This is a genomic window from Pseudomonas sp. 5P_5.1_Bac1, assembly GCF_025466015.1.
Taxonomy (GTDB): Bacteria; Pseudomonadota; Gammaproteobacteria; order Pseudomonadales; family Pseudomonadaceae; genus Aquipseudomonas.
Map to the genome: position 1 here is coordinate 1 of NZ_JANLNX010000091.1, position 19,800 is coordinate 19,800.

The following is a 19,800-nucleotide window of genomic DNA, read 5'->3' on the forward strand; positions in this document are numbered from 1 at the left end:
AAGCTCGGCCATAGGGTTTGTTTGCGTTTGCTGTAGGAGCGAGCTTGCTCGCGAAGGCCACAACTGGCCTGACTGACTGGCATTACGCCGCAACGGCGGTTTTTACGATTCAGCTTCGGTTTCCTGGCGCCTCAGTCCATCAGAACGCCGGCAGTACCGCGCCGCTGTACTTCTTCTCGATAAAGGTTTTCACCTCAGGCGAGGTCAGGGCCTTGGCCAGTTTCTGGACGGCATCGCTGTCCTTGTTGTCCGGACGGGCCACCAGGAAGTTCACGTAAGGCGAGTCGCTGCCTTCGATCACCAGCGCGTCTTTCGCCGGGTTCAGACCAGCTTCCAGCGCGTAGTTGGTGTTGATCAGGTCCAGGTCGACCTGGTCCAGCACACGCGGCAGCATGGCCGATTCCAGCTCGCGGAATTTCAGTTTTTTCGGGTTCTCGGCGATGTCTTTCGGGGTCGCCAGGGCGTTTTTCGGATCCTTCAGGGTGATCAGGCCAGCCTTCTGCAACAGCAGCAGGGCACGACCACTGTTGCTGCCCTCGTTCGGGATGGCCACGGTAGCGCCTTCCTTCAGCTCGCTCAGGCTCTTGACCTTCTTCGAGTAGCCACCGAACGGTTCGACGTGAACGCCGATCACGGTCACCAGATTGGTGCCTTTGCCTTCGTTGAAGTTCTTCAGGTACGGCAGGGTCTGGAAGTAGTTGGCGTCCAGACGCTTCTGGTCAACCTGCACGTTCGGCTGCACGTAGTCGGTGAAGACTTTGATTTCCAGGTCCACGCCTTCTTTGGCCAGGGTCGGCTTGATCAGCTCGAGGATTTCAGCGTGGGGAACCGGAGTCGCGGCAACCACCAGTTTTTCACCGGCGTGGGCAAAACCGGCAACCGACAGCGCGGCGGCCAGGGCGGTCATCAACAACGTCTTTTTCATGTGCAGTCCTTATTGGTATCCGCGCCTTGTGGGCCTCGGTAAGTGTTGGTTGGCCGGGCCCGTATTGCCCGGCGTGAGGCGGACAATACCGAGATTTTTTATTCCTTAAAAATATCTTTTGCTTAGCTGGTTATGCCTTTTTGTTCGCACCCTGCCATGCAGGACGCGCAACGCTCTAGCTCGCGGCTTGTGTGAGACGCAACAGGGTTTTCTCCAGCAAACGCTGCAACGCTCGACGCTCCGCGGCGTCGCCTTGCTTGCTGATGTGCTCCAGCCGTTCGGCCAGCGCCGAAAGTGGCGTCGGCAAATTCAGGTGTTCCGGCAGGATCTCGTCACCGCTGCCCAGCAACAGGGCGAAGTGAATGACGTTCTCCAGTTCGCGGGTATTGCCCGGCCAGTCGTGCAACTCCAGCACCCGCTGCGCCGCCTCGCTCAGCAGCGGCACCGGCAGGTTCAGCCGTGGGCTGTAGATCCCGATGAAGTACTCGGCCAAGGGCAGGATGTCGCCAACCCGCTCGCGCAGCGCCGGCAGTTCCAGCCGGCCTTCGTGGAGGTAGTCGTACAAGCGCTGGTGGAAGCGCCCCGCCGCCACGGCCTGGGCCAGGTCGATGCTGGTGGCCGCGACCAGGCGCACGTCCACCGAATGCGCCTGCTGCGCGCCGACGCGAGTGACCTCGCGGTTCTCCAGCGCCGCCAGCAGCTTGACCTGAATCGCCAACGGCAGGTCGGCGATTTCGTCGAGATAAAGGGTTCCGCCGTTGGCCGAGCCGAACCAGCCGGCGCGGCTGCTGGCCGTGCCGCTGTGGGCCCCTGCGGCGTAGCCGAACAGCTCGGCATCGGCGTAAGTCGGGCTGATCGCCCCGCAGTTGACCGAGACGAACAGCCCGCCGCGATCACTGGCGCGGTGAATCTGCCGTGCCAGCAATTCCTTGCCGGTGCCGGATTCGCCGCGGATCAGCACCGGCAGCGCCAGCGGCGCGAGAATTTCCAGTTCCTCGCGCAACTGGCGCGAACGCGGATCGACAAACACCAGCGCCTTGGCGCGGATGCTCAGCGGGCTCTTGTCGAGTTCGGGGAAGGTCAGCAGCGGCTGGCCGAAAGTGTCTTGTGCAGTCATGGCAAAACTCCCGCCCGGGCACTCCTGGCCCGGGCGTTAAGCGGTAAAAAGAAAAAGAGTGCGGTGGAATCAGGCGCGGCGAAGGGCGCCTTGTTCCAGACGGCTTTGCAGGCGGTACAGGTAGGCGAAACCCTGCTCCCAGCGGCGATGCCCGGATTTGACGTTGATGTGTCCGGCGCCGCCGAGCACGCCGGCTTCGGCGCCCCAGGCACGGGCCAGTTGCATCGCCCGTGGGGCGCTGACGGCCGGGTCGTTGTCCGACGTGACCACCTGGCTCGGGAACGGCAGTTGTTGCATGGGAATCGGTGCGAAGTTACGCAGCGCCGGCGCGCAGGCTGGGCGTTCGACATCTGCCGGCGCAACCAGCAGCGCCCCGCGTACCCGCCGCAGCAGCGCCGGGCTGGCCTGGGCCGCCCAGTGGGAAACGGTGATGCAACCGAGGCTGTGAGCGATCAGAATCACCGGCGCGTCGTCGGCGGCAATCGCCTGCTCCAGCGCGGCGACCCAGTCCTCGCGCTTCGGCGTCAGCCAGTCGGCCTGCTCGACACGGGCGCTATTGGGCAGCGTGCTGTGCCAATGGCTTTGCCAGTGCTCGTCTGGCGAACCTTGCCAGCCGGGGACAATCAGGTAACGGATCGACTCGTTGCGCATGGGGAATTGCCTCCTGCTGCGGTTGCGTGCATGCCGGCAAGTATTAGCGCTGGGGTTATATCCGTAAAGGAATAAGAAGCTATTTATTAATAACCAAAACAAGAGAAGGACCGCAGGGCGGTCCCGTTGTCGTTACTCGGTGGCTTGCTGCCATTCGGCCTTTTCCATGCCGTCGATCAGGGCATCGATCAGCGCCTTGGCGGCTTCCACGCCGTGCATCGCCAGCCAGACGAAGTTCGCTCTGCCGGCGTCTTGTCCGGTCGCTTCCTGGGCGGAGTAGTAAGCGCAGCGCAAGAACATCGAGGCGTGAACCAGGGTGCTGTGGGGGTCGATGCCGGCGTTGACAGAAAACAGAGGAGGGTGGTCGGCGGGGCATTCGCCGAAGTGGCGCGTGCAGGTGGGGGATAGGGGTGGGTCGGGGACTATTTTTTTCATCAGGAACTCCGGTGCGATATGGAGCTGATACCCGACCGTTTCCACACGGATAGGGTGGCAGCTGTACGCGGGGTGGAAAACCGGGGCACTGGAGAACCCGGCAGACCCGAAGGCCTCCCGCGCACAGCCGCCATAGCGACTGAACTCCAATACCCGGGTTTCCACGCCCGATCGCCGCTTTGACAGCGACCGGAGAAGCCTAGAGGGTGTGGGTTTCCCGGGCAAGGAAGGTGGGACCGACAGACCGCGTAGGGTACGTCCTAGGAGTTTTGGGTTCCACAAACTTTGTGTTTGCAGGTGTCTGGAATGGGGCTGTCTGGAGGTCGCGTCAGGGCCACCAGGCGCATGCCGATAGATATTTTTCGCTCTCAAGATCGAGCGCCGCCCGCGCGGCGCATCGCGAGCAAGCTCGCTCCTACATTGGTTGCAACGTGCCATGGCCTGACAGAGAGGCGTTGCCTGCTCTTGGCGCTTGGCGATGAATCGCGGGGAGGCTGTTGAGGTCGACTCGATACCGCGTCGTACAAACAAGGCTGCCAACCATGGCCTGGCAGACATAGGCACGTTGCAAACCTCTGTCTGTAGGAGCGAGCTTGCTCGCGATGCGCCGCGCGAGCGGCGCTCGATCTTGAGAACCCTGAAAACCTGTCGGCATGCACCTCATAGCCTGCATGCAGCCGCGAAATACCAATATCCAACAAAGGGGGGCGGCTGCATGCGCGGTGGAAAACCGAGTGAATGGCGAAACCCGGCAGGCCATTACGCCTCACGCACACAGCCGCCATAACGGGCGGGCCTGGAGAACGCGAACCCTAACCCTCAACTCCAGATCCCGGCCAGCAAGTTTGTGTTTGGAAATCTGTGACAGCCATCGAATACGGCGCGGGGTGTGAGGGCCTGCACGATTCCATTCGTACGGGTACCACCTCGCTGTAGCGTTTGAACAAACTTGCGTTGTTGTCGCGTCATTCCACCGCCCGTACGCTGCCTCGCTTTCCAGACGAGGGCACGTCATGAAGTGGAAGGATCTGATCATCGGCGGCAAGACATTATCGATGGCGCACTTACAGCCATTCGATTTGATGTTTGATGTGGCGGACGAGCAGGTCACGGTCAAATTCGAATTTGGCTTTCACTGCTTCACTGATGAAAAAGGCAAGGGAGAGTCGTTGTGCTTCAGGCATGAACGCCGTTATTTCTGTGAGGACCGGTATCACTGCAGCACCCAACTGCGCGACTACATGGAGCGACGCTTCTACAACGGTCTGGCGGTTCCGTATTTTGTTGAAAACAACCAACGGTACTACTGCCTGGACCTGCACGATTACGCAATTTTCTTCTCGATCAGCAAGCCCGCGAACACCACCAACCTACTCAAGCTGCGAGTCATCTCAGCCTATGAAGTCGCGACGTGGGGGCGGCATTCACTTCCTCGTGGAAAACCACACAATGTGCGTTACATCCTGGAAGTGCGTAATGCCGGAAAATCCATCTGAAAGCAAAAAGCCCCGAGGCTTTCGCACTCGGGGCTTTTGCTGAATCTGTATATCGGCCTGTTCTTTCGCCTTCGCTTATCCCGCTCACTGGCTAGGAGAGGCTTTCGCCTCCGAAATCGATACCCCCTTTCGGGTTCCGGTCCGTATCGATGGGGGCAAATCTACCGCTGCCTGACCTCTTCGTCAACCTGGGGTCCCCGTTACACCTGTCACAAAAAAAGGCCAGCCCCTGCCACAGGACCGGCCTTCAAGTTTGCCTGAGTTGCGTGTTGCTCAGCGGGCGGTGATCACCGAAAGCTTGGTAATCCCCGCACGTTCGATGGAAGCCATGGCGCGGGCCACTTCTCCGTAATTCACACCGTCATCAGCCTGCAGTTGCACCCGCACATCGGGGTCTTTGGCCTTGGCCGTCTGCAAGTTGATCTCCAGCAGATCCGGCTGGATTTCGTCCTTGTTGATAAATACCTTCCCTGCGCCGTCGATGCTCACCACCAGCGGGTCTTTCTGTTCCACCGGGGCCACGGCCTCGGTCTTGGGCAGGTTGATCGGGATCGCGTTGGTCAGCAGCGGCGCGGTCACGATGAACACCACCAGCAGTACCAGCATCACGTCCACCAACGGGGTGACGTTGATCTCACTCAGTACTTCATCACTGTCCTGGGTCGAAAAAGCCATGTCACACCGCCTCTTTCACGGGCTGGCCGGCCTGGGTGTTGGCCTTGTGCAGCGTTGGGTGGGCGATGACGCGGAAGGCACTCTTCTGCGCGAGGCTGTAGAAGTCGTGGGCGAAGTCGTCGAGGTCAGCCGCAGTCAGTTTCAGGCGACGCAGGAAGTAGTTGTAAACCAGCACCGCCGGGACGGCGACGGCGATACCCACGCCGGTGGCAACCAGTGCCGCACCAATCGGGCCAGCCACGGTTTCCAAGCTCGCGGAGCCCGCGGCGCTGATGCCTTTCAGGGCTTCCATGATGCCCCAGACAGTACCGAACAGACCGATGAACGGCGAGGTGCTACCGATACTGGCGACCACGGCCAGGCCGGTTTCCAGCGAGCGGCGTTCACGCACGATCTGTTGGCGCAGGGCACGTTCCAGGCGGTCCTGGTGGTTGATCGACTGGCTCAGGTCAGCGGCATGGCCAGGCTCGCCAACGGCGATGGCGGCATAACCGGCCTGGGCGACGCGGGCAGCGGAACCCGGTTGGGTCTGCGCCAGGTCGGCGGCCGAGTCGAGACTGGACGCGGCCCAGAATTGTTTGTGGAAGCGTTTGTCCTGGTTCTTCAGGCGGACAAACTGCACGGTCTTGACCAGGGCCAGGCCCCAGGTGACGACGGAGAAGCCGACCAGCAGCCAGATCACCGCGCTTTCGATGGATTCAAGTGGGGAGGCCAATACGCTCATGATGTGTTCTCTCTCGGGTTACGCGAATTTGGGTTAGCGAATCTTGAAATCGATGGGCACGCTCACCCAGCCTTCCTGGGCGACATCGCCCTGCTTGGCCGGGACGAAGCTCCAACGCTTTACCGCTGCCAGCGCGGCGTCATCGAGTTGGTCACGTCCGCTGCTTTTCTGGATCTGGATCTCGCCCGGCTTGCCGTTGGCGAGCACCTTGACCCGCAACAGCACCGTGCCTTCCCAGCCGCGACGCTGGGCCAGCGACGGGTATTCCGGCGCCGGGTTTTTCAGGTACGCCGCGTTGGCCGAAGCCGGGGTCACCGGGGCGGGCGCGGGCGGTGCCGGCGGTTGTGGCGCGGCGACCGGTGGAGCCGGGGTCGGCGGTGGTGTCTGCACCGGCGGCTGCGGTACCGGCTTTGGCACGGGCTTGGGCACAGGTTTTGGCTTGGGCACAGGCTTGGGCGGCGGCGGCTTCACGGCCAGTTCATCTTCCACCGGTGGTGGCGGCTCGACCGGAGGCGGTGGCTGGACCACGGGCGGCGGCGGTTCTACCACCGGCGGCGCCGGCTGGGAGAATTCGATGGTCATCGGTGGAATTTCTGGCGGTACGACCGGCAGAACCGGGGTCGGCGCCTGGCTGATCCAGTACGCGGCCGCGCCATGCAACACCAGGGCAAACACCCCAAGCAGGACTTTCTCACGACGGTTCAGGGCGCTGCGCGGCGTGCGCTGCAAGCGCTGCTGCGCCAGCGGAACACGGTGCGGACGGCCGAGATCGACCAGTTCGCCCGGCGCCGGGCGCCACAGCACATCGAGGGCGCTGGCGGCGGTCTGGACATTACCCATTGATAGACTCCTGGGGGTTCAATGCATTTCCTTCGAAGGCGGTCGGTCAGGGATGAAAAGCGCCTTCGCTTGCGGTGGATGATCGGGGCGAGACGCTTATCTCTGAAAGTAATCTTTAAAGTTATGGATAGAACTTGTTCGAATATGAGGTTTTGCCGAATCGCTACAGCCCGCGTATTTCAAGGGCTGTAGCGATGCGGGCATTTCGCCATGCTTTTGCGGCATGAAAAATATTCCTCAAAGGCATGGGGAAATCGCCTCAGAAGTCGTAGCGACCGGTCACGCCCAGGGTTCGCGGCGTGCCGAGCAGGCCTTCATAGCCACCGTTGGCCGCACTCCACAGCGTGGTGTAGTAGGTCTTGTCGAAGGCGTTTTTCACCCACAGGGAGACATCCCACTGGCCTTGACCGAGGTCGCCGCGCAGGCCGGTGGAGAGGTTGACCACGGCGTAGCTGGGGATGCGCGCGTAGTCCGAATCCTCGACCACGCCCACCGCTTTGGAGCGGAACGCATAGCTGGCGGTGACGTAGGGTTGCAGGCCGTTGTCGAGGTCCCACTGGTACTGGCCGTTGGCGTTGGCGATCCATTTCGAGGCGCCGACCACCTGGTGCCCGGAGAGGTCGCAGGACGCCGGGGCACCCGGTTGCAACGACACTTCCGGCGGGCACGGGGCATCTTTGTAGGAGAGGTAGCGGACGTCGTTGTAGGAGCCGTTGACGTTCAGCGTCAGCCCGCGCACCGGCACCAGGGTGCTTTCGAATTCCACCCCGCGTGAGCGCACTGAGCCGGCGTTGGTCAGGTACTGGACGCGGTTGGCTTCGTCGTAGGCGTTGGTCTGGTAGCCGTTGACCTGGGTCCAGAACAGGTTGGCGTTGAGTTGCAGGCGCTTGTCCCACAGCGTGCTCTTGAAGCCCAGCTCGGCGTTGTTGGCGCGCTCGGTGCCGACCAGCAGCGAATCGGCGCCGGCGACGGGCGCGGTGGCGACCGTCAGGTTGACCCCGCCGGACTTCTCGCCGTGGGACAGGGTGGCGTAGCCGAGCAGGTCATCGCTGAAGCGATAGCTGAGGTTGAGCAGCCCCGACGGGCTGGCGCTGTACTGGTTGAGGTCACCCGACTCGTAGGCGCCGACCCGGCCCTGCCGCGCGGTCGCCGCCGCCCCGGCGACCGCCGCGCCGCCCAGCGGAGCGTTGCGGTTGACCCAGGCGCTCTTCTCTTCATAGGTGCCGCGCACGCCCGCGGTGAAATCGAGGCGGTCGCTGAGGTGCCAGGTGCCTTGGGCGAACAGCGCGAAGCTGTCGGTTTCGATATGGCCCTTGCCGATAGTGGTGACGTTGGCCAGGGCGCCGGTCGGCGTGCCGTTCCAGATGTCGGCCTGCGGGCCGTAGTAGTTGAAGGAGCGGTTATCCAGGTCGGAGCCGAAGTAGTAGGCGCCGAGCACGTAGTCGAAGAAGCCGCCCGTGGGCGAGGCCAGGCGAAATTCCTGCGACCACTGCTTGTCGCGCACCGAGACGCCGGCGTTGTAGGCGGCCGGCACGTTGAGGCCGTCGTCGTTGCGCGGGGTGAAATCCCACCAGCGGTAGCTGCTGACCGAGGTCAGGGTGAAGTCATTGTCGAGGGTCCAGTTGGCTTCCAGCGAGGTGCCGCCCTGGAACACGGTGACGTGCTGGTCGTTGTCCAGATTGACCTTGCGCTTGCTGCCGTCGACCAGCGTCGCACCCGCCGCCGCCGCGCGGGTTTCGTAGCGGTTGACGCCGTTGATGGTCGGCCCGGTGCTGAACAGCACGCGGGTGCCGGCGCTGGAATCTTCCTCGTTGTAGTCGCCGATCCAGCGCAGGTTGAAGCGCTCGTTGGGCTTGTACAGCAGTTGTCCGCGGAAGCCCTGGCGCGAGCCGCCGTTGAGGGTGTGGCCGTCGTATTCGTTTTTGATGTCGCCGTCGTTGCGGGTGCGGTAGGCCGAGAAGCGTCCGGCGAGGGTGTCGCTGAGCGGGCCGGAGATCGTGCCCTTGGTCTGGAAATAGCCGTCCTCGCCCACCGAGGTTTCGATGCTGCGTTCCGGAGTGAAGCTCGGCGCGCGGGTGCTGATATTGATGACCCCGGCGGTGGTGTTCTTGCCGAACAGGGTGCCTTGCGGGCCGCGCAGGACTTCAAGCTGCTCGATGTCCATCAGGTCGAAAACGGCCATGCCCGGGCGCCCGAGGTAGACGTTGTCGAGGTACAGCCCGACGCTGCCTTCCAGGCCGTCGCTGGCCGGGTTGTTGCCCAGGCCGCGGATCGACACGCTGGACTGGCGCGCATGCATGTAGGCGACGTTGACGCTGGGCACCAGTTGCTGGAGGTCCTGGATGCGGTAGATGCGCTGGCTTTCCAGGGCCTGGCCGTCGAGCACGCTCATGGGGGTCGGCACGTCCTGGGCGCTTTCTTCGCGGCGGCGGGCGGTGACGGTGACCGTCTTCAACTGGCTGTCGGACTTGGCGGCGGGGGCTGGCTCGGCGCGGCCCGCATCGGCGGCCTGCGCCGGCAGCCAGTGCGCGCTGCCCGCCAGCAGCAAGGCCAGGGGCAGGCGCTTGAGCCGCCGTGAAGACAAGGGTGCAGCGGAAGACGAAAGGCTCATGAGCGGCTCCTGTTCAGGAAATTCTTATTCCCTGAAGTTATTTATTTATGTTTTTACATATGTTTACCGAATAAGAGATTGCCTTTATAAGGAGTGCAACCGAGGCAGAGCAAATGCATTTGCCCGATACTTTTTATGTGAAAAATGCATATCGATCTTCGCCAACTCCGCCACCTGATCGCCCTCGCCGAGCACCGCAGCTTCGTCGCCGCGGCGAGCGCGGTGAACCTCTCGCAATCGGCGTTCAGCCGCAGCATCCAGGCGCTGGAGCACAGCGCCGGGTGTCAGTTGGTGGATCGCTCGAACAAGGAATTGCCGCCGACCAAACAAGGGCTGGTGGTGCTGGAACATGCGCGCCGGCTGGTCAGTGGCGCGTGCCAGTTGAGCAACGAGATCCGCCAGTTCAACGGCCTGGAAGCCGGCGAACTGCGCTTTGGTTGTGGCCCGGCGCCCGCGGCGGGACTGGTGCCGCGGGCCATCGCCGGCTTCATCGAGCGCTACCCGAAGGCGCGGGTGCAGTTTCAAGTTGATGACTGGCAGAGCCTGAACCGCCGCCTGCTGGCCGAGGACTTCGAATTCTTCGTCGCCGACACCCGTAGCTTCGAGGCCGATCCCACCTACCAAACCCTGCGCCTGAAACCGCGCCGCTGGTATTTCTGCTGCCGCGCCGGGCATCCGCTGGCCGCCCGCGCCAGCGTCAGCGCCGAGGAATTGCTGCAGTACCCGCTGGCGGTGACCCTGCGCCCGCCAAACCTGCGCAAGGTCATCGCCGACCTCAGCGGCCACCCGGACGTGGAGGCCAATGTCGAATGCGAAAACAGCCACAGCCTGCTCACCGTGGTCCTGCACTCCAACGCCATCGGCATCTGCGGCGCCTACAGCGACAGCCTGCGCAGCACGCGGGGCGAGCTGGTGCGGCTTAAGATCGACGGGCTGAACGACGACTGTGAAGAGCTTTACACCCGCTACGGCATCGTCAGCCGCGCGCGCCAACGCCTGGCGCCACTGGCCGAGGCGATGATCGAGCAGATCGTGCGCACCGATCAGAACGAGGAAGACCTCGACGCCGCCGCCCTGGAGCGCCTGGCCGTGTAAGGCGTTGCGCCGGACGCATCGCCGGTATTCGGCAAATGCGCTTGTCGCCGGGCGCCGTGGCGGCGAAAACAGTCGCCTGCCTTTTCATTCGGTGACTGCCATGCCCCAGCCTTCTCCCGTGCGCAACGTGCTGTACATCATGTGCGACCAACTGCGTCGCGATTACCTGTCTTGCTACGGCCATCCGCACTTGCACACGCCGAACATCGACCGCCTCGCGGCGGCCGGCGTGCGCTTCAGCCGCGCCTACACCCAAGGCACGATTTGCGGGCCGTCGCGGATGTCGGCCTACACCGGTCGTTACGTCAGCAGCCATCAGGTGGCGTGGAACGCCGTGCCGTTGCCGCTGGAAGAACTGACCCTCGGCGACTACCTGCGTCCGGCCGGCATCCGCACCGCGCTGGTGGGCAAAACCCACGCCACGCCCAACCTCGACGCCCAGCAGCACCTGCACCTCGACCCGGCCAGCGCCGCCGTCGAGCAGCTCAACGAAGTGGGTTTCGAACCTTATGTGCGGCATGACGGCATCTTCCCCGACGACCCGCTGTTCGCCGAGAAACGCGAAACTGCGCCCTACACCCGCTACCTGCGCGAGCACGGCTTTGACGGCGACAACCCTTGGCACACCTGGGCCAACGCCGCCGAGGGCGAGCACGGCGAGGTGCTCAGCGGCTGGCACATGCGCAACGCCCATTTGCCGACCCGCCTGCCGGAACAGCATTCCGAGACCGTCTACACCACCGACCGCGCCATCGACTTCATCCGCGAACAGGCCGAGCAGCCGTGGTGCCTGCACCTGTCGTACATCAAGCCGCACTGGCCCTATATCGCCCCGGCGCCGTACCACGCGCTGTATGGCGCCGCGCAGGTGCAGCCGGCGGTGCGCGCGGAGGGCGCGCAGCTCAGTGACCACCCGGTGTACGCCGCGTTTCGCCAGCATCAGGAAAGCGTGAATTTCTCCCGCGACGACGTGCGATTGAAGGTGATCCCGACGTACATGGGCCTGATCAAGCAGATCGACGACCAGCTTGGCCGGCTGTTCGACGAACTGCAGAGCAGTGGCCGCTGGGACGACACACTGATCGTCTTCACCAGCGACCACGGTGATTTCCTCGGTGACCACTGGCTGGGGGAAAAGGAGTTTCTGCTGGAGCCGGCGGTGGGTGTGCCGTTGATCGTGCGCGATCCGCGTGCGCCGGCGGATATCACCCGGGGCACGGTGGATGAGCGGCTGGTGGAAACCATCGATGCCGTGCCGACCTTTCTCGACGCCCTCGGCTTGCCGCCCGCTGACCACCGGCTGGAGGGCCGTTCGCTGGTGCCGCTGCTGCATGGGAGCGCACAAAGCTGGCGGCGCTACGCGATTGCCGAGTACGACTACGCCTTCCAGTCACCGGCGCGGGAACGGCTGGGCCAGCCCATCGATCGTTGCCGCATGACCATGGTGCGCAGCGAGCGCTGGAAGTACCTGGCGTATGACGGTTTCAGGGCGCAGTTGTTCGACCTGGAGAATGACCCGGGAGAATTGAACGACCTTGGCGCTGATCCGGCGTATGCGGCGGTGCGCGAGGAGCATCAGGGGTATCTGTGGGAGTGGCTGCGCGGTTTGAAGCGCCGGACCACCATCAGCCATGCCGAAATCGAACGGCGAGGGCAGTGGTTCAGGTATGGCGAACCGCGTGAGGACAGTGTGGTGAAGATTGGGGTTTGGTGATTGGCGGGACTGGCATGTCTTCAGGGTCCTTGAGATCGAGCGCCGCCCGCGCATCGCGAGCAAGCTCGCTCCTACAGTGATTGCAACGTGCCATGGCCTGACAGACATAGGTACGTTGCAAACCTCTGTAGGAGCGAGCTTGCTCGCGATGCGCTGCGCCGGCCGCGCTCAATCTTGAAAGCGCTGAAGAACTATCGCCTAGCACTTGGTGGCCATAACCAGATCCTCTGAGCCCCAAAACAGCACCGACCATTCCCTGACCTAAACTTTCACTCCCCAAGGCGATCAATCCCTTAACCCCCCAGCCCAAGGAGTGCCCCATGGAATTGACCAACCACAAATTCTCGGAACTGTTCAAACAGCTTGGCCTGCCCGACGATCCCAAGGGCATCGATCAATTCATCACCAGCCATTCGCCGCTCAAAAATGAAATCAAGCTGGTGGATGCACCGTTCTGGACGCCCTCGCAGAGGGCCTTTCTCAAGGACCAGTTCATTGAGGATTCCGATTGGATCGTGATGGTCGATCAGCTTAACGAGGCCCTCAGAAATAAACGCTGAGCGGCACCCTATGTCCCCAGTTGGCGTTGCTATGCTCAGAAAAAAACAACAAGGGGACAGCGCCAATGAAAGACCCCTACGCCGTTGGCTTCTGGGCTGCCGTGACAGCCTTGAGCCTGCTGACCGCCGGTTATTTCTACGGGGTCAGGGAAGTCCACCAGCTCGATCAGGCCCGGCAGTTCCTCTACGGATCCGCCGGTCTGATTGCGGCCCTCGCCTTGAGCGCGTTGGCCTGGATTCGCTGGCAACTGCTCAAGGTGCGCCGACGCCAGTTGGAACAGGGCCGGACGATGGTCGCTATCTGGAACACCAAGGTGGCGCTGCGTCGGGTCGAAACCGTGTTCGATCGCTATTTTTGGGGGAGTTACTGGCAACCTGGGCGGACCTTCCAGGAAGTCATGGGCGAACTCGAAGGCACGCCGCTCGAGCGCAGCCTGGAAGCCCTCAAGGCGCAGTGCCAGGAACTCGATCAGGAAATCCACGACCACCACCGCCACTGGCTGAACAATGCCCGCGAGCTGTCCAGCGTGGCGGCGGCCATGGCCCGCGAGCGCTACCAGCTCGACCTGTGCGATTCGCAACAGAGCCAGCGGCGCGGCGGCGCGGTGCTCAACCGCGACCTGGAAGTGCTGGTGTACACCTGGTCGGCGCGGTTGCGCAGCTTCGACCACCAGCTCGACGAGCTGGAGGGCGAATACCGCTGAAGGGCGCTCATTCGCCGCGGATGTACTGCTCCAACTGACGAATCAGGTCAGCCTGTTCGGCGATGGCTTCCTTGACCAGGTCGCCGATCGACAGCAGGCCGAGCAGCTCGCCGTTCTCGACCACCGGCAGGTGCCGCAGGTGACTGTCGGTCATCATGTTCATGCAGGTGTCGACATTCTGGTGGGAATCCACGGTGATCACCGGCGAACTCATGATCTCGCTGACCGCCGTGCCGACCGAAGACCGGCCCTTGAGCACCATCTTGCGCGCATAGTCGCGCTCACTGACGATTCCCACCACCTTGCCGCCCTCGACCACCGGCAGCGCACCGACGTTTTTCTCGGCCATCACCAGCAGCGCTTCCAGCACCGTCTGGTGAGGCTTGATGGTGTAGACCTGCTGAACGTGCTGGGACTTCAACTTCAATAGCTGTGCCACGGTTTTCATTGCGCGCCCTCTGCATGGGGGTTGGGTGTAGGAACGCCAGATACCCTCAAGAATCGTGCACGCGGGGCAAGGGGGCAAGGCCGAAAACGGCATGAACCCGATTGAAAAGCGTCATCGCCGGTTTTTTTGTCGCCTTACCCCCGCTGGATCAACTTTTCTGCACGATCACCTGGCTGCCCAGGTCATGAATCATCGCTTCCAGCGTCGGCTGCAAGGCGCGGAACATCTCCGGCGAGCAGACCGCTCCCGGGTTATGGAAGTCCAGGCGCCGGGTGACCACCACGGTGTTGCCCTCGCGGCGGTAGTCGGCGCTGTAGTCGACGTACTCGGCCTTGAGCGACACCGGCTTGGGCGTGGCGATGATTTCCACCTGGGCCGGGAATTCGAAGCGGGCGACTTCCTCGGTCACCCCGGAAATGCAGGTGAACGCCTGGTTCCGTTCCTTCTCGGTGACGAAGCCGAACACGTTCTGCGCGATGCCGCCGGTGAAGCTGCTCAGGGTCGGCATACCGATCGGGCCGGGCAGGTTGACCAGGTTGCGGGTATGGCCGGTGATCGTCAGCGCGAAGTTGTAGCCCTGCTTGTCCAGTTTCTTGCCCTCGACGGAGCCGCTGCCGGACTGGCCATAGGCGCTGAGGATGCGCTGCATGAGCATGTCCCGCTCGGCCGCCGGCATGTTGCGCAGGCCGTAGCGGTTCAGCTCGGCGGCCCAGCCCTGGATGGTCGAGTCATGCTTGAAGTCCGCCGCGCCGCTGTCGCTGATGTTGAAGGTGGTGGTGCTTTTCACCAGGCTTGGCTGCACCGCTGGGGTGTGGCCGAGGGTGGCCGGACCGGTCAGCACGGTGGGTTTGTCGAGCACCGGAACGGGCAGGAAACCGGCGGCGATGGCTTTCATCGTCGGGTCCAGGTACAGGTCCAGGCTCGGCACGTAGGTAATGCTGTGGTTGATCACCCCGAGGGTCGGCACTTTCGGCAACACGTAGGCGGTGCCGAGGTTGACCAGCGCCGGCGTGCCGTGGATATCCACCGCCTCCAGCAGGGCCAGCAGCAGCGCGACATGGTCCTTGCAGTCGCCATAGCGGTTGCTCAGCACGGTATCGGCGGCATGCGGCACCACGCCGCCGGCACCGATATAGACGGCGACGTAGCGGATGTTCTTGCGCACCCAGTCACTCAGCACCAGGGCCTTGGCCCGTGGCTCGCTGACGTTGGCGGTCAGCGATTTTGCCAGCTCGGCGATGGCCGGGGTCACCTCGACCTTGGCCCGCGCCGCGTAGGCTTGGGCGAAGGCGGCGTAATCCTTGAAGGTCGATACCGCCAGGTACTGGCCGTAGTCGGCGTAAGCCACTGAGCCGATCTCCCGGCGCGGTTGCTTCGCGGGCTGGTAGTCCCAGCGGTAGACCTTGCGCCCGGCCTCGGCTTTCGGGCTCGATGCCTTGAAACCCTTGGCTTCGGCGTTCAGCGCGAGCCCGGCGGGGAGGTCGTAGATCAGGGTCAGTTGCTGGGTCGGGCTCAGTTCAGGGAATACCAGTTCCTCGAACTGATCGGGGAACAGCGCCGTGTTGCGCTGGCGCGTGTAGGTCAGCACCAGCCGGTCGCCGACCGCCACCTCGGGGAAGATCACCACTTTGACCAGGCTGTCGAAGAACATCGGCGCGTCGGCCGACGCCTGCTCCTGTTGTTCCTTGATCTGCTCGGCGCTGACCGCGACTTTGCGGCCGTCGGGCTTCTGGGTGTACGCCTCGACCACATCGAGCGTTTCCAGGGTGCGGTTGTAGGACAGGGACTGCTGGGCGCGGGCCTTGATCGCACGCTCTTCGTTGATCAGGTAAACCTGCTCATGGCGTACGTCGAAACTGCCATCGGCTTCTACGCGGGTGGTGCGGATGTCTTTTTCCACGGTGATCGAGGTGTCGTTGCCGTCTTCGGCAGCGTGGGCCAGGTTCAAGGTGAACAGGCAAACCAGCAGGCCCAGCCACTGTGCCGGGCGTGAAACGAACCACTTCATAGAGATCCTTCTTGCAAAAATTCCAGGACTGACAGACGAAATGCGAATCAGTTGTAGGAGATTTTGCCTGAGAAGGTGGCCGTGATGGAATGTTGCCCCTCGTGGCTCATGTGTCACGAGGCCATGACCGCATTTGCCACGTACCCTTCGCGCTTGCACGCATCGCAGGTTAAATTGCCATTATTTCCCGGCCATCGCCCGTGCCGCGGCACATCGAGCAAGGAGCAACAACCATGAGTCTGTGGGACGACCTGAAGAAGAAGGCCATCGACGCCAATCCCGAACTGGCCGCCAAGGCTGCCCAAGCGCTGGAAAAGGCCAAGGAAATGGCGGTGGAAGCCGGTCAGAAGGCGGCGCCGATCCTCAAGGAAGCCGGCGGCAAAGCCGCGGCCTACGCCCAGGAAAAGACGCCGATCCTCAAGGCCCAGGCGCTGAAGGCCATCGACGATGCCAAGGTCAAACGCGCCGAGCTGCGCGAGCAGGCCAAGCTCGACAAGGCGGCCCGCGCGGAAATGATCCGCACCATGTACGACATCACCCTGAATCCCGACGACGTGAACTTCATCGAAGAGCCGTTCAATCACTTCGATCGCCAGTTCAGCTTCTTCATAGTCAACGGCCAGGTGCTCGACACCCAGAAGCGTAACCAGACCCACCTCGACGCCAGCCACTCACACAGTGGCGGCAGCGGCTACATCGCCAACGGCTACGGCTCGATGAGCGGCGGATCGTCGTCCTTCCATATCAGCTCCAGCAACGTGCAGGAGCATGAATTCTGGGTCCGTGATGACGAAGACGGCAAGGAATCGTGCTTCCAAGTGCACAACACGCGCCTGCGTCTTCGCGAGGGGCAGCAGGTCAGCATGGTGTTCATGCACCCGGTGGACAGCAAGGTCGGCAAGATGGTCGCGCTGTACAACCACAACGCTGAAGAAAACTTCGTCATCAACGACCCGGCGCAGATCAACCAGTTGTTCGGCATCTACCTGGAGGAGCCGGGCTTCTTCAACCAGAAAGAAGTGCTGACCACCCGCAACCGGCTGTTGCAAGCGCTGGACACCCGCCTGGTGCAGCTCGCCGCCTACATGGCGCAACACGGCGCACGGCGGGGCCGACTGATCGAAGGCGAGCGGGTCGAGTGAAATACAACGCGACACGTCACAGATGATTTCAAACCACAAGGACCACCCCGTGTTTTACCCAGCGACCCTGAAAAAACTCATCGGCCTGCCGGCCGCGCTGCTGCTCGCGACCTTCTGCGCCAATGTCCAGGCGGGCGGTCTGATCGACCTCAAGGAAGGCGCGGGCAAGGACGTCGCGGCAAGACTGGGGATCAGCGCCCATCGCTACATGCTCAGCACCGACTTCAGCCCGGCTCGGCCGTACAGTTCCGTGGTGCTCAGCAACAGCGAGGGCATGGACAAAGACACCGTGGTCCACAACGCTTTGGTCCACAGCGCGGAAGGCGGCGCCCGCATGCTGTTCAGTCGCTTTGCCGCGTGCGGCAAGCCGCGGGTCGTGGATAACGTCGTGATCGAAGTGAACAGCCAGCCCATCGGCGCGCTGTATGAGTGCCGGATCGACGAAAAAGGCAACCCGGTGTCCATTTACCTGCCGACCTCGCCGGCGGCCCAGCAATTCATCGTCAACGCCTTCATGACCCACAAGCTGGTGCCGGTGGTGCTGGACAAATACACCGTGGCCTTCAGCACCGAGGGGTTCGGCGAGGTGTGGCAGCAGAAGAGCAAGCCTGTGCTTTGATGCGTCAGGGCAGGCTGGCGGTGATGCGGTCGAGTACTTCGGAAAACGGCAATGAAAAAGGCCCCGTGATTGCTCACGGGGCCTTTTCTGTAGATGGCGCACTCGGCGGGATTCGAACCCACGACCCCTGCCTTCGGAGGGCAGTACTCTATCCAGCTGAGCTACGAGTGCAACGCGGGCGCCATGATACCCATCTGCCGGGGCGCCGTCCATCGCCAGAACCGCTGTGCTGTATTTCCCACGGAATGAAGGTTCTCTCTGGCGGTCTGTTTAATAAGGACGACACGACTCGTCGCATTTTGTTCTTTTTTTCGAACGCCCTATTGTCCTTTTTCCTCGTTACTCCTAGGATTCGTTCGAGATTTCAAACGCTCTTGTCTGGTGCTGATACACACGAGCTTTTCTCTGTGGCTTGTGTCGTGCTTCGGCCCGGTGTGTGAATTCCTGACGGCAGCCCTCTCCGGGCTCCTTTTTCAAATCCAATAATTCGCTCCGTGCCAGCACGGTGCTGTTAAGGAAGCCGACATGCAGCTTAAAGACGCCCAATTGTTCCGCCAGCAAGCCTATATCAACGGTGAGTGGCTGGATGCGGACAACGGCCAGACCATCAAGGTGACCAACCCGGCCACCGGTGAAGTCATCGGTACCGTGCCGAAAATGGGCGCCGCCGAAACCCGTCGCGCCATCGAAGCGGCCGACAAGGCCCTGCCAGCCTGGCGTGCACTGACCGCCAAAGAGCGCGCTGGCAAGCTGCGCCGCTGGTTCGAACTGATGATCGAGAACCAGGACGACCTGGCTCGTCTGATGACCACCGAACAAGGCAAGCCGCTGGCCGAAGCCAAGGGCGAAATCGCCTACGCCGCTTCCTTCATCGAGTGGTTCGCCGAAGAAGCCAAGCGCGTCTACGGTGATGTCATTCCTGGCCACCAGCCAGACAAGCGCCTGATCGTTATCAAGCAGCCAATCGGTGTTACAGCGGCCATCACTCCGTGGAACTTCCCGGCAGCGATGATCACCCGTAAAGCCGGCCCGGCCCTGGCCGCTGGCTGCACCATGGTCCTCAAGCCTGCTTCGCAGACTCCTTACTCCGCTCTGGCTTTGGTCGAGCTGGCTACCCGTGCCGGTATCCCGGCTGGCGTGCTGAGCGTGATCACCGGCAGCGCTGGCGAAGTCGGCTCCGAGCTGACCGGCAACTCGCTGGTGCGCAAACTGTCCTTCACTGGCTCGACCGAAATCGGTCGCCAACTGATGCAGGAATGCGCCAAGGACATCAAAAAAGTTTCCCTGGAACTGGGCGGCAACGCGCCGTTCATCGTGTTCGACGACGCGGACCTGGATAAGGCCGTCGAAGGCGCGATCATTTCCAAATACCGCAACAACGGTCAGACCTGCGTCTGCGCCAACCGCATTTACGTGCAGGACGGTGTCTACGAGGCCTTCGCCGAGAAGCTGAAAGCCGCGGTCGCCAAGCTGAAGATCGGCAACGGTCTGGAAGAAGGCACCACCACCGGCCCGCTGATCGACGGCAAGGCTGTTGCCAAGGTTCAGGAACACATCGAAGACGCCGTTTCCAAAGGTGCCAAGGTGCTGTCCGGCGGCAAACTGATCGAAGGCAACTTCTTCGAGCCGACCATCCTGATCGACGTGCCGAAGACCGCTGCTGTCGCTAAAGAAGAGACCTTCGGCCCACTGGCGCCGCTGTTCCGCTTCAAGGACGAGGCCGAAGTCATCGCCATGTCCAACGACACCGAATTCGGTCTGGCTTCGTACTTCTACGCCCGTGACATGAGCCGTGTGTTCCGTGTTGCTGAAGCGCTGGAATACGGCATGGTCGGCATCAACACTGGCCTGATCTCCAACGAAGTCGCGCCATTCGGCGGGATCAAGGCGTCGGGCCTGGGCCGTGAAGGTTCCAAGTACGGCATCGAGGACTACCTCGAAATCAAATACCTGTGCATCAGCGTCTGATCCACGGTTAAGGCTTTACCTCTGCCAGCGGGGCGCGAGAGCGACGCCTCGCTGGCCTTTTTTACATA

At 62.5% G+C, this 19,800-nt stretch carries 18 protein-coding genes and 1 tRNA gene; 8 read left to right on the plus strand and 11 right to left on the minus strand.

From position 1 onward, the window contains the following. Positions 1–139: 139 nt before the first annotated feature. The 4 genes from NTD82_RS18405 to NTD82_RS18420 all read right to left on the minus strand — a co-directional run bounded on the left by NTD82_RS18405 (position 140) and on the right by NTD82_RS18420 (position 3,128). Entirely contained in the window at positions 140–925 is a 786-nt protein-coding gene (locus tag NTD82_RS18405) for a MetQ/NlpA family ABC transporter substrate-binding protein (protein WP_095159420.1), read from the minus strand. Between the two features lie 175 nt (positions 926–1,100). Further along, positions 1,101–2,042, minus strand: a complete 942-nt coding sequence (locus tag NTD82_RS18410; RefSeq protein ID WP_095159421.1) for a sigma 54-interacting transcriptional regulator — start codon at positions 2,040–2,042, stop codon at positions 1,101–1,103. A 69-nt stretch (positions 2,043–2,111) separates the two neighbouring features. Next, positions 2,112–2,693, minus strand: coding sequence for an alpha/beta hydrolase (locus NTD82_RS18415; protein ID WP_095159422.1), 582 nt, complete (start codon positions 2,691–2,693; stop codon positions 2,112–2,114). 132 nt (positions 2,694–2,825) lie between these two features. Next, positions 2,826–3,128, minus strand: coding sequence for a DUF3077 domain-containing protein (locus tag NTD82_RS18420; protein WP_095159423.1), 303 nt, complete (start codon positions 3,126–3,128; stop codon positions 2,826–2,828). Between the two features lie 1,055 nt (positions 3,129–4,183). Here NTD82_RS18420 and NTD82_RS18425 point away from each other — a divergent pair. Beyond that, on the plus strand, positions 4,184–4,624 hold the full coding sequence (locus NTD82_RS18425) for a hypothetical protein (RefSeq protein ID WP_315974965.1): 441 nt from the start codon (positions 4,184–4,186) through the stop codon (positions 4,622–4,624). A 273-nt stretch (positions 4,625–4,897) separates the two neighbouring features. On the opposite strand, the gene NTD82_RS18430 is transcribed toward NTD82_RS18425, so the two are convergent. The 4 genes from NTD82_RS18430 to NTD82_RS18445 all read right to left on the minus strand — a co-directional run bounded on the left by NTD82_RS18430 (position 4,898) and on the right by NTD82_RS18445 (position 9,474). After that, the gene (locus NTD82_RS18430; RefSeq protein ID WP_095159424.1) at positions 4,898–5,299 is read right to left on the minus strand and encodes an ExbD/TolR family protein; all 402 of its coding nucleotides are present in this window, start codon (positions 5,297–5,299) and stop codon (positions 4,898–4,900) included. 1 nt (position 5,300) lies between these two features. After that, complete coding sequence (locus tag NTD82_RS18435) at positions 5,301–6,023, minus strand: MotA/TolQ/ExbB proton channel family protein (protein ID WP_095159425.1); 723 nt, start codon at positions 6,021–6,023, stop codon at positions 5,301–5,303. A gap of 33 nt (positions 6,024–6,056) precedes the next feature. After that, positions 6,057–6,863: an energy transducer TonB gene (locus NTD82_RS18440; protein WP_095159426.1), complete on the minus strand. Its 807-nt coding sequence runs from the start codon at positions 6,861–6,863 to the stop codon at positions 6,057–6,059. A gap of 259 nt (positions 6,864–7,122) precedes the next feature. After that, positions 7,123–9,474: a TonB-dependent receptor gene (locus tag NTD82_RS18445; RefSeq protein ID WP_262129720.1), complete on the minus strand. Its 2,352-nt coding sequence runs from the start codon at positions 9,472–9,474 to the stop codon at positions 7,123–7,125. Positions 9,475–9,618: 144 nt separating this feature from the next. Here NTD82_RS18445 and NTD82_RS18450 point away from each other — a divergent pair, with 144 nt between their 5' ends. The 4 genes from NTD82_RS18450 to NTD82_RS18465 all read left to right on the plus strand — a co-directional run bounded on the left by NTD82_RS18450 (position 9,619) and on the right by NTD82_RS18465 (position 13,547). Then, complete coding sequence (locus tag NTD82_RS18450) at positions 9,619–10,569, plus strand: LysR family transcriptional regulator (protein WP_095159428.1); 951 nt, start codon at positions 9,619–9,621, stop codon at positions 10,567–10,569. A 100-nt stretch (positions 10,570–10,669) separates the two neighbouring features. Beyond that, positions 10,670–12,283 (plus strand): alkaline phosphatase family protein, encoded by a 1,614-nt coding sequence (locus NTD82_RS18455; protein ID WP_262129723.1) that lies wholly within the window; start codon positions 10,670–10,672, stop codon positions 12,281–12,283. A gap of 320 nt (positions 12,284–12,603) precedes the next feature. Then, positions 12,604–12,843 carry a DUF2789 domain-containing protein gene (locus NTD82_RS18460; protein WP_095159430.1) on the plus strand — a complete coding sequence of 80 codons (240 nt, stop codon included), beginning with the start codon at positions 12,604–12,606 and terminating at the stop codon, positions 12,841–12,843. Positions 12,844–12,908: 65 nt separating this feature from the next. Then, a complete protein-coding gene (locus NTD82_RS18465) occupies positions 12,909–13,547 on the plus strand; it encodes an NADH:ubiquinone oxidoreductase subunit N (protein ID WP_095159431.1) in 639 nt (212 codons plus the stop codon). A 7-nt stretch (positions 13,548–13,554) separates the two neighbouring features. Here the strand turns inward: NTD82_RS18465 and NTD82_RS18470 are convergent, their stop codons facing one another. After that, positions 13,555–13,995 (minus strand): CBS domain-containing protein, encoded by a 441-nt coding sequence (locus NTD82_RS18470; protein ID WP_095159432.1) that lies wholly within the window; start codon positions 13,993–13,995, stop codon positions 13,555–13,557. A 148-nt stretch (positions 13,996–14,143) separates the two neighbouring features. After that, positions 14,144–16,003, minus strand: a complete 1,860-nt coding sequence (locus tag NTD82_RS18475; RefSeq protein ID WP_262129724.1) for a DUF3857 domain-containing transglutaminase family protein — start codon at positions 16,001–16,003, stop codon at positions 14,144–14,146. 233 nt (positions 16,004–16,236) lie between these two features. Here NTD82_RS18475 and NTD82_RS18480 point away from each other — a divergent pair, with 233 nt between their 5' ends. Together NTD82_RS18480 and NTD82_RS18485 are read left to right on the plus strand one after the other, a co-directional pair. Beyond that, positions 16,237–17,145 (plus strand): hypothetical protein, encoded by a 909-nt coding sequence (locus NTD82_RS18480; RefSeq protein ID WP_262129725.1) that lies wholly within the window; start codon positions 16,237–16,239, stop codon positions 17,143–17,145. A gap of 49 nt (positions 17,146–17,194) precedes the next feature. Continuing rightward, the gene (locus NTD82_RS18485) at positions 17,195–17,764 is read left to right on the plus strand and encodes a hypothetical protein (RefSeq protein ID WP_262129727.1); all 570 of its coding nucleotides are present in this window, start codon (positions 17,195–17,197) and stop codon (positions 17,762–17,764) included. A gap of 94 nt (positions 17,765–17,858) precedes the next feature. Here NTD82_RS18485 and NTD82_RS18490 read toward each other — a convergent pair. Next, positions 17,859–17,935 (minus strand) — tRNA-Arg (locus tag NTD82_RS18490). A gap of 354 nt (positions 17,936–18,289) precedes the next feature. Here NTD82_RS18490 and gabD point away from each other — a divergent pair. Next, positions 18,290–19,732, plus strand: coding sequence for an NADP-dependent succinate-semialdehyde dehydrogenase (gene gabD / locus NTD82_RS18495; RefSeq protein WP_095159436.1), 1,443 nt, complete (start codon positions 18,290–18,292; stop codon positions 19,730–19,732). The last annotated feature ends 68 nt before the right edge of the window (positions 19,733–19,800 follow it).

Excerpts from the sequence above, each read along its gene's own strand:
- NTD82_RS18405 (WP_095159420.1), bottom strand. The coding sequence starts at position 925 with ATGAAAAAGACGTTGTTGATGACCGCCCTGGCCGCCGCGCTGTCGGTT.
- NTD82_RS18410 (WP_095159421.1), bottom strand. The coding sequence starts at position 2,042 with ATGACTGCACAAGACACTTTCGGCCAGCCGCTGCTGACCTTCCCCGAA.
- NTD82_RS18415 (WP_095159422.1), bottom strand. The coding sequence starts at position 2,693 with ATGCGCAACGAGTCGATCCGTTACCTGATTGTCCCCGGCTGGCAAGGT.
- NTD82_RS18420 (WP_095159423.1), bottom strand. The coding sequence starts at position 3,128 with ATGAAAAAAATAGTCCCCGACCCACCCCTATCCCCCACCTGCACGCGC.
- NTD82_RS18425 (WP_315974965.1), top strand. The coding sequence starts at position 4,184 with ATGGCGCACTTACAGCCATTCGATTTGATGTTTGATGTGGCGGACGAG.
- NTD82_RS18430 (WP_095159424.1), bottom strand. The coding sequence starts at position 5,299 with ATGGCTTTTTCGACCCAGGACAGTGATGAAGTACTGAGTGAGATCAAC.
- NTD82_RS18435 (WP_095159425.1), bottom strand. The coding sequence starts at position 6,023 with ATGAGCGTATTGGCCTCCCCACTTGAATCCATCGAAAGCGCGGTGATC.
- NTD82_RS18440 (WP_095159426.1), bottom strand. The coding sequence starts at position 6,863 with ATGGGTAATGTCCAGACCGCCGCCAGCGCCCTCGATGTGCTGTGGCGC.
- NTD82_RS18445 (WP_262129720.1), bottom strand. The coding sequence starts at position 9,474 with ATGAGCCTTTCGTCTTCCGCTGCACCCTTGTCTTCACGGCGGCTCAAG.
- NTD82_RS18450 (WP_095159428.1), top strand. The coding sequence starts at position 9,619 with ATGCATATCGATCTTCGCCAACTCCGCCACCTGATCGCCCTCGCCGAG.
- NTD82_RS18455 (WP_262129723.1), top strand. The coding sequence starts at position 10,670 with ATGCCCCAGCCTTCTCCCGTGCGCAACGTGCTGTACATCATGTGCGAC.
- NTD82_RS18460 (WP_095159430.1), top strand. The coding sequence starts at position 12,604 with ATGGAATTGACCAACCACAAATTCTCGGAACTGTTCAAACAGCTTGGC.
- NTD82_RS18465 (WP_095159431.1), top strand. The coding sequence starts at position 12,909 with ATGAAAGACCCCTACGCCGTTGGCTTCTGGGCTGCCGTGACAGCCTTG.
- NTD82_RS18470 (WP_095159432.1), bottom strand. The coding sequence starts at position 13,995 with ATGAAAACCGTGGCACAGCTATTGAAGTTGAAGTCCCAGCACGTTCAG.
- NTD82_RS18475 (WP_262129724.1), bottom strand. The coding sequence starts at position 16,003 with ATGAAGTGGTTCGTTTCACGCCCGGCACAGTGGCTGGGCCTGCTGGTT.
- NTD82_RS18480 (WP_262129725.1), top strand. The coding sequence starts at position 16,237 with ATGAGTCTGTGGGACGACCTGAAGAAGAAGGCCATCGACGCCAATCCC.
- gabD (WP_095159436.1), top strand. The coding sequence starts at position 18,290 with ATGCAGCTTAAAGACGCCCAATTGTTCCGCCAGCAAGCCTATATCAAC.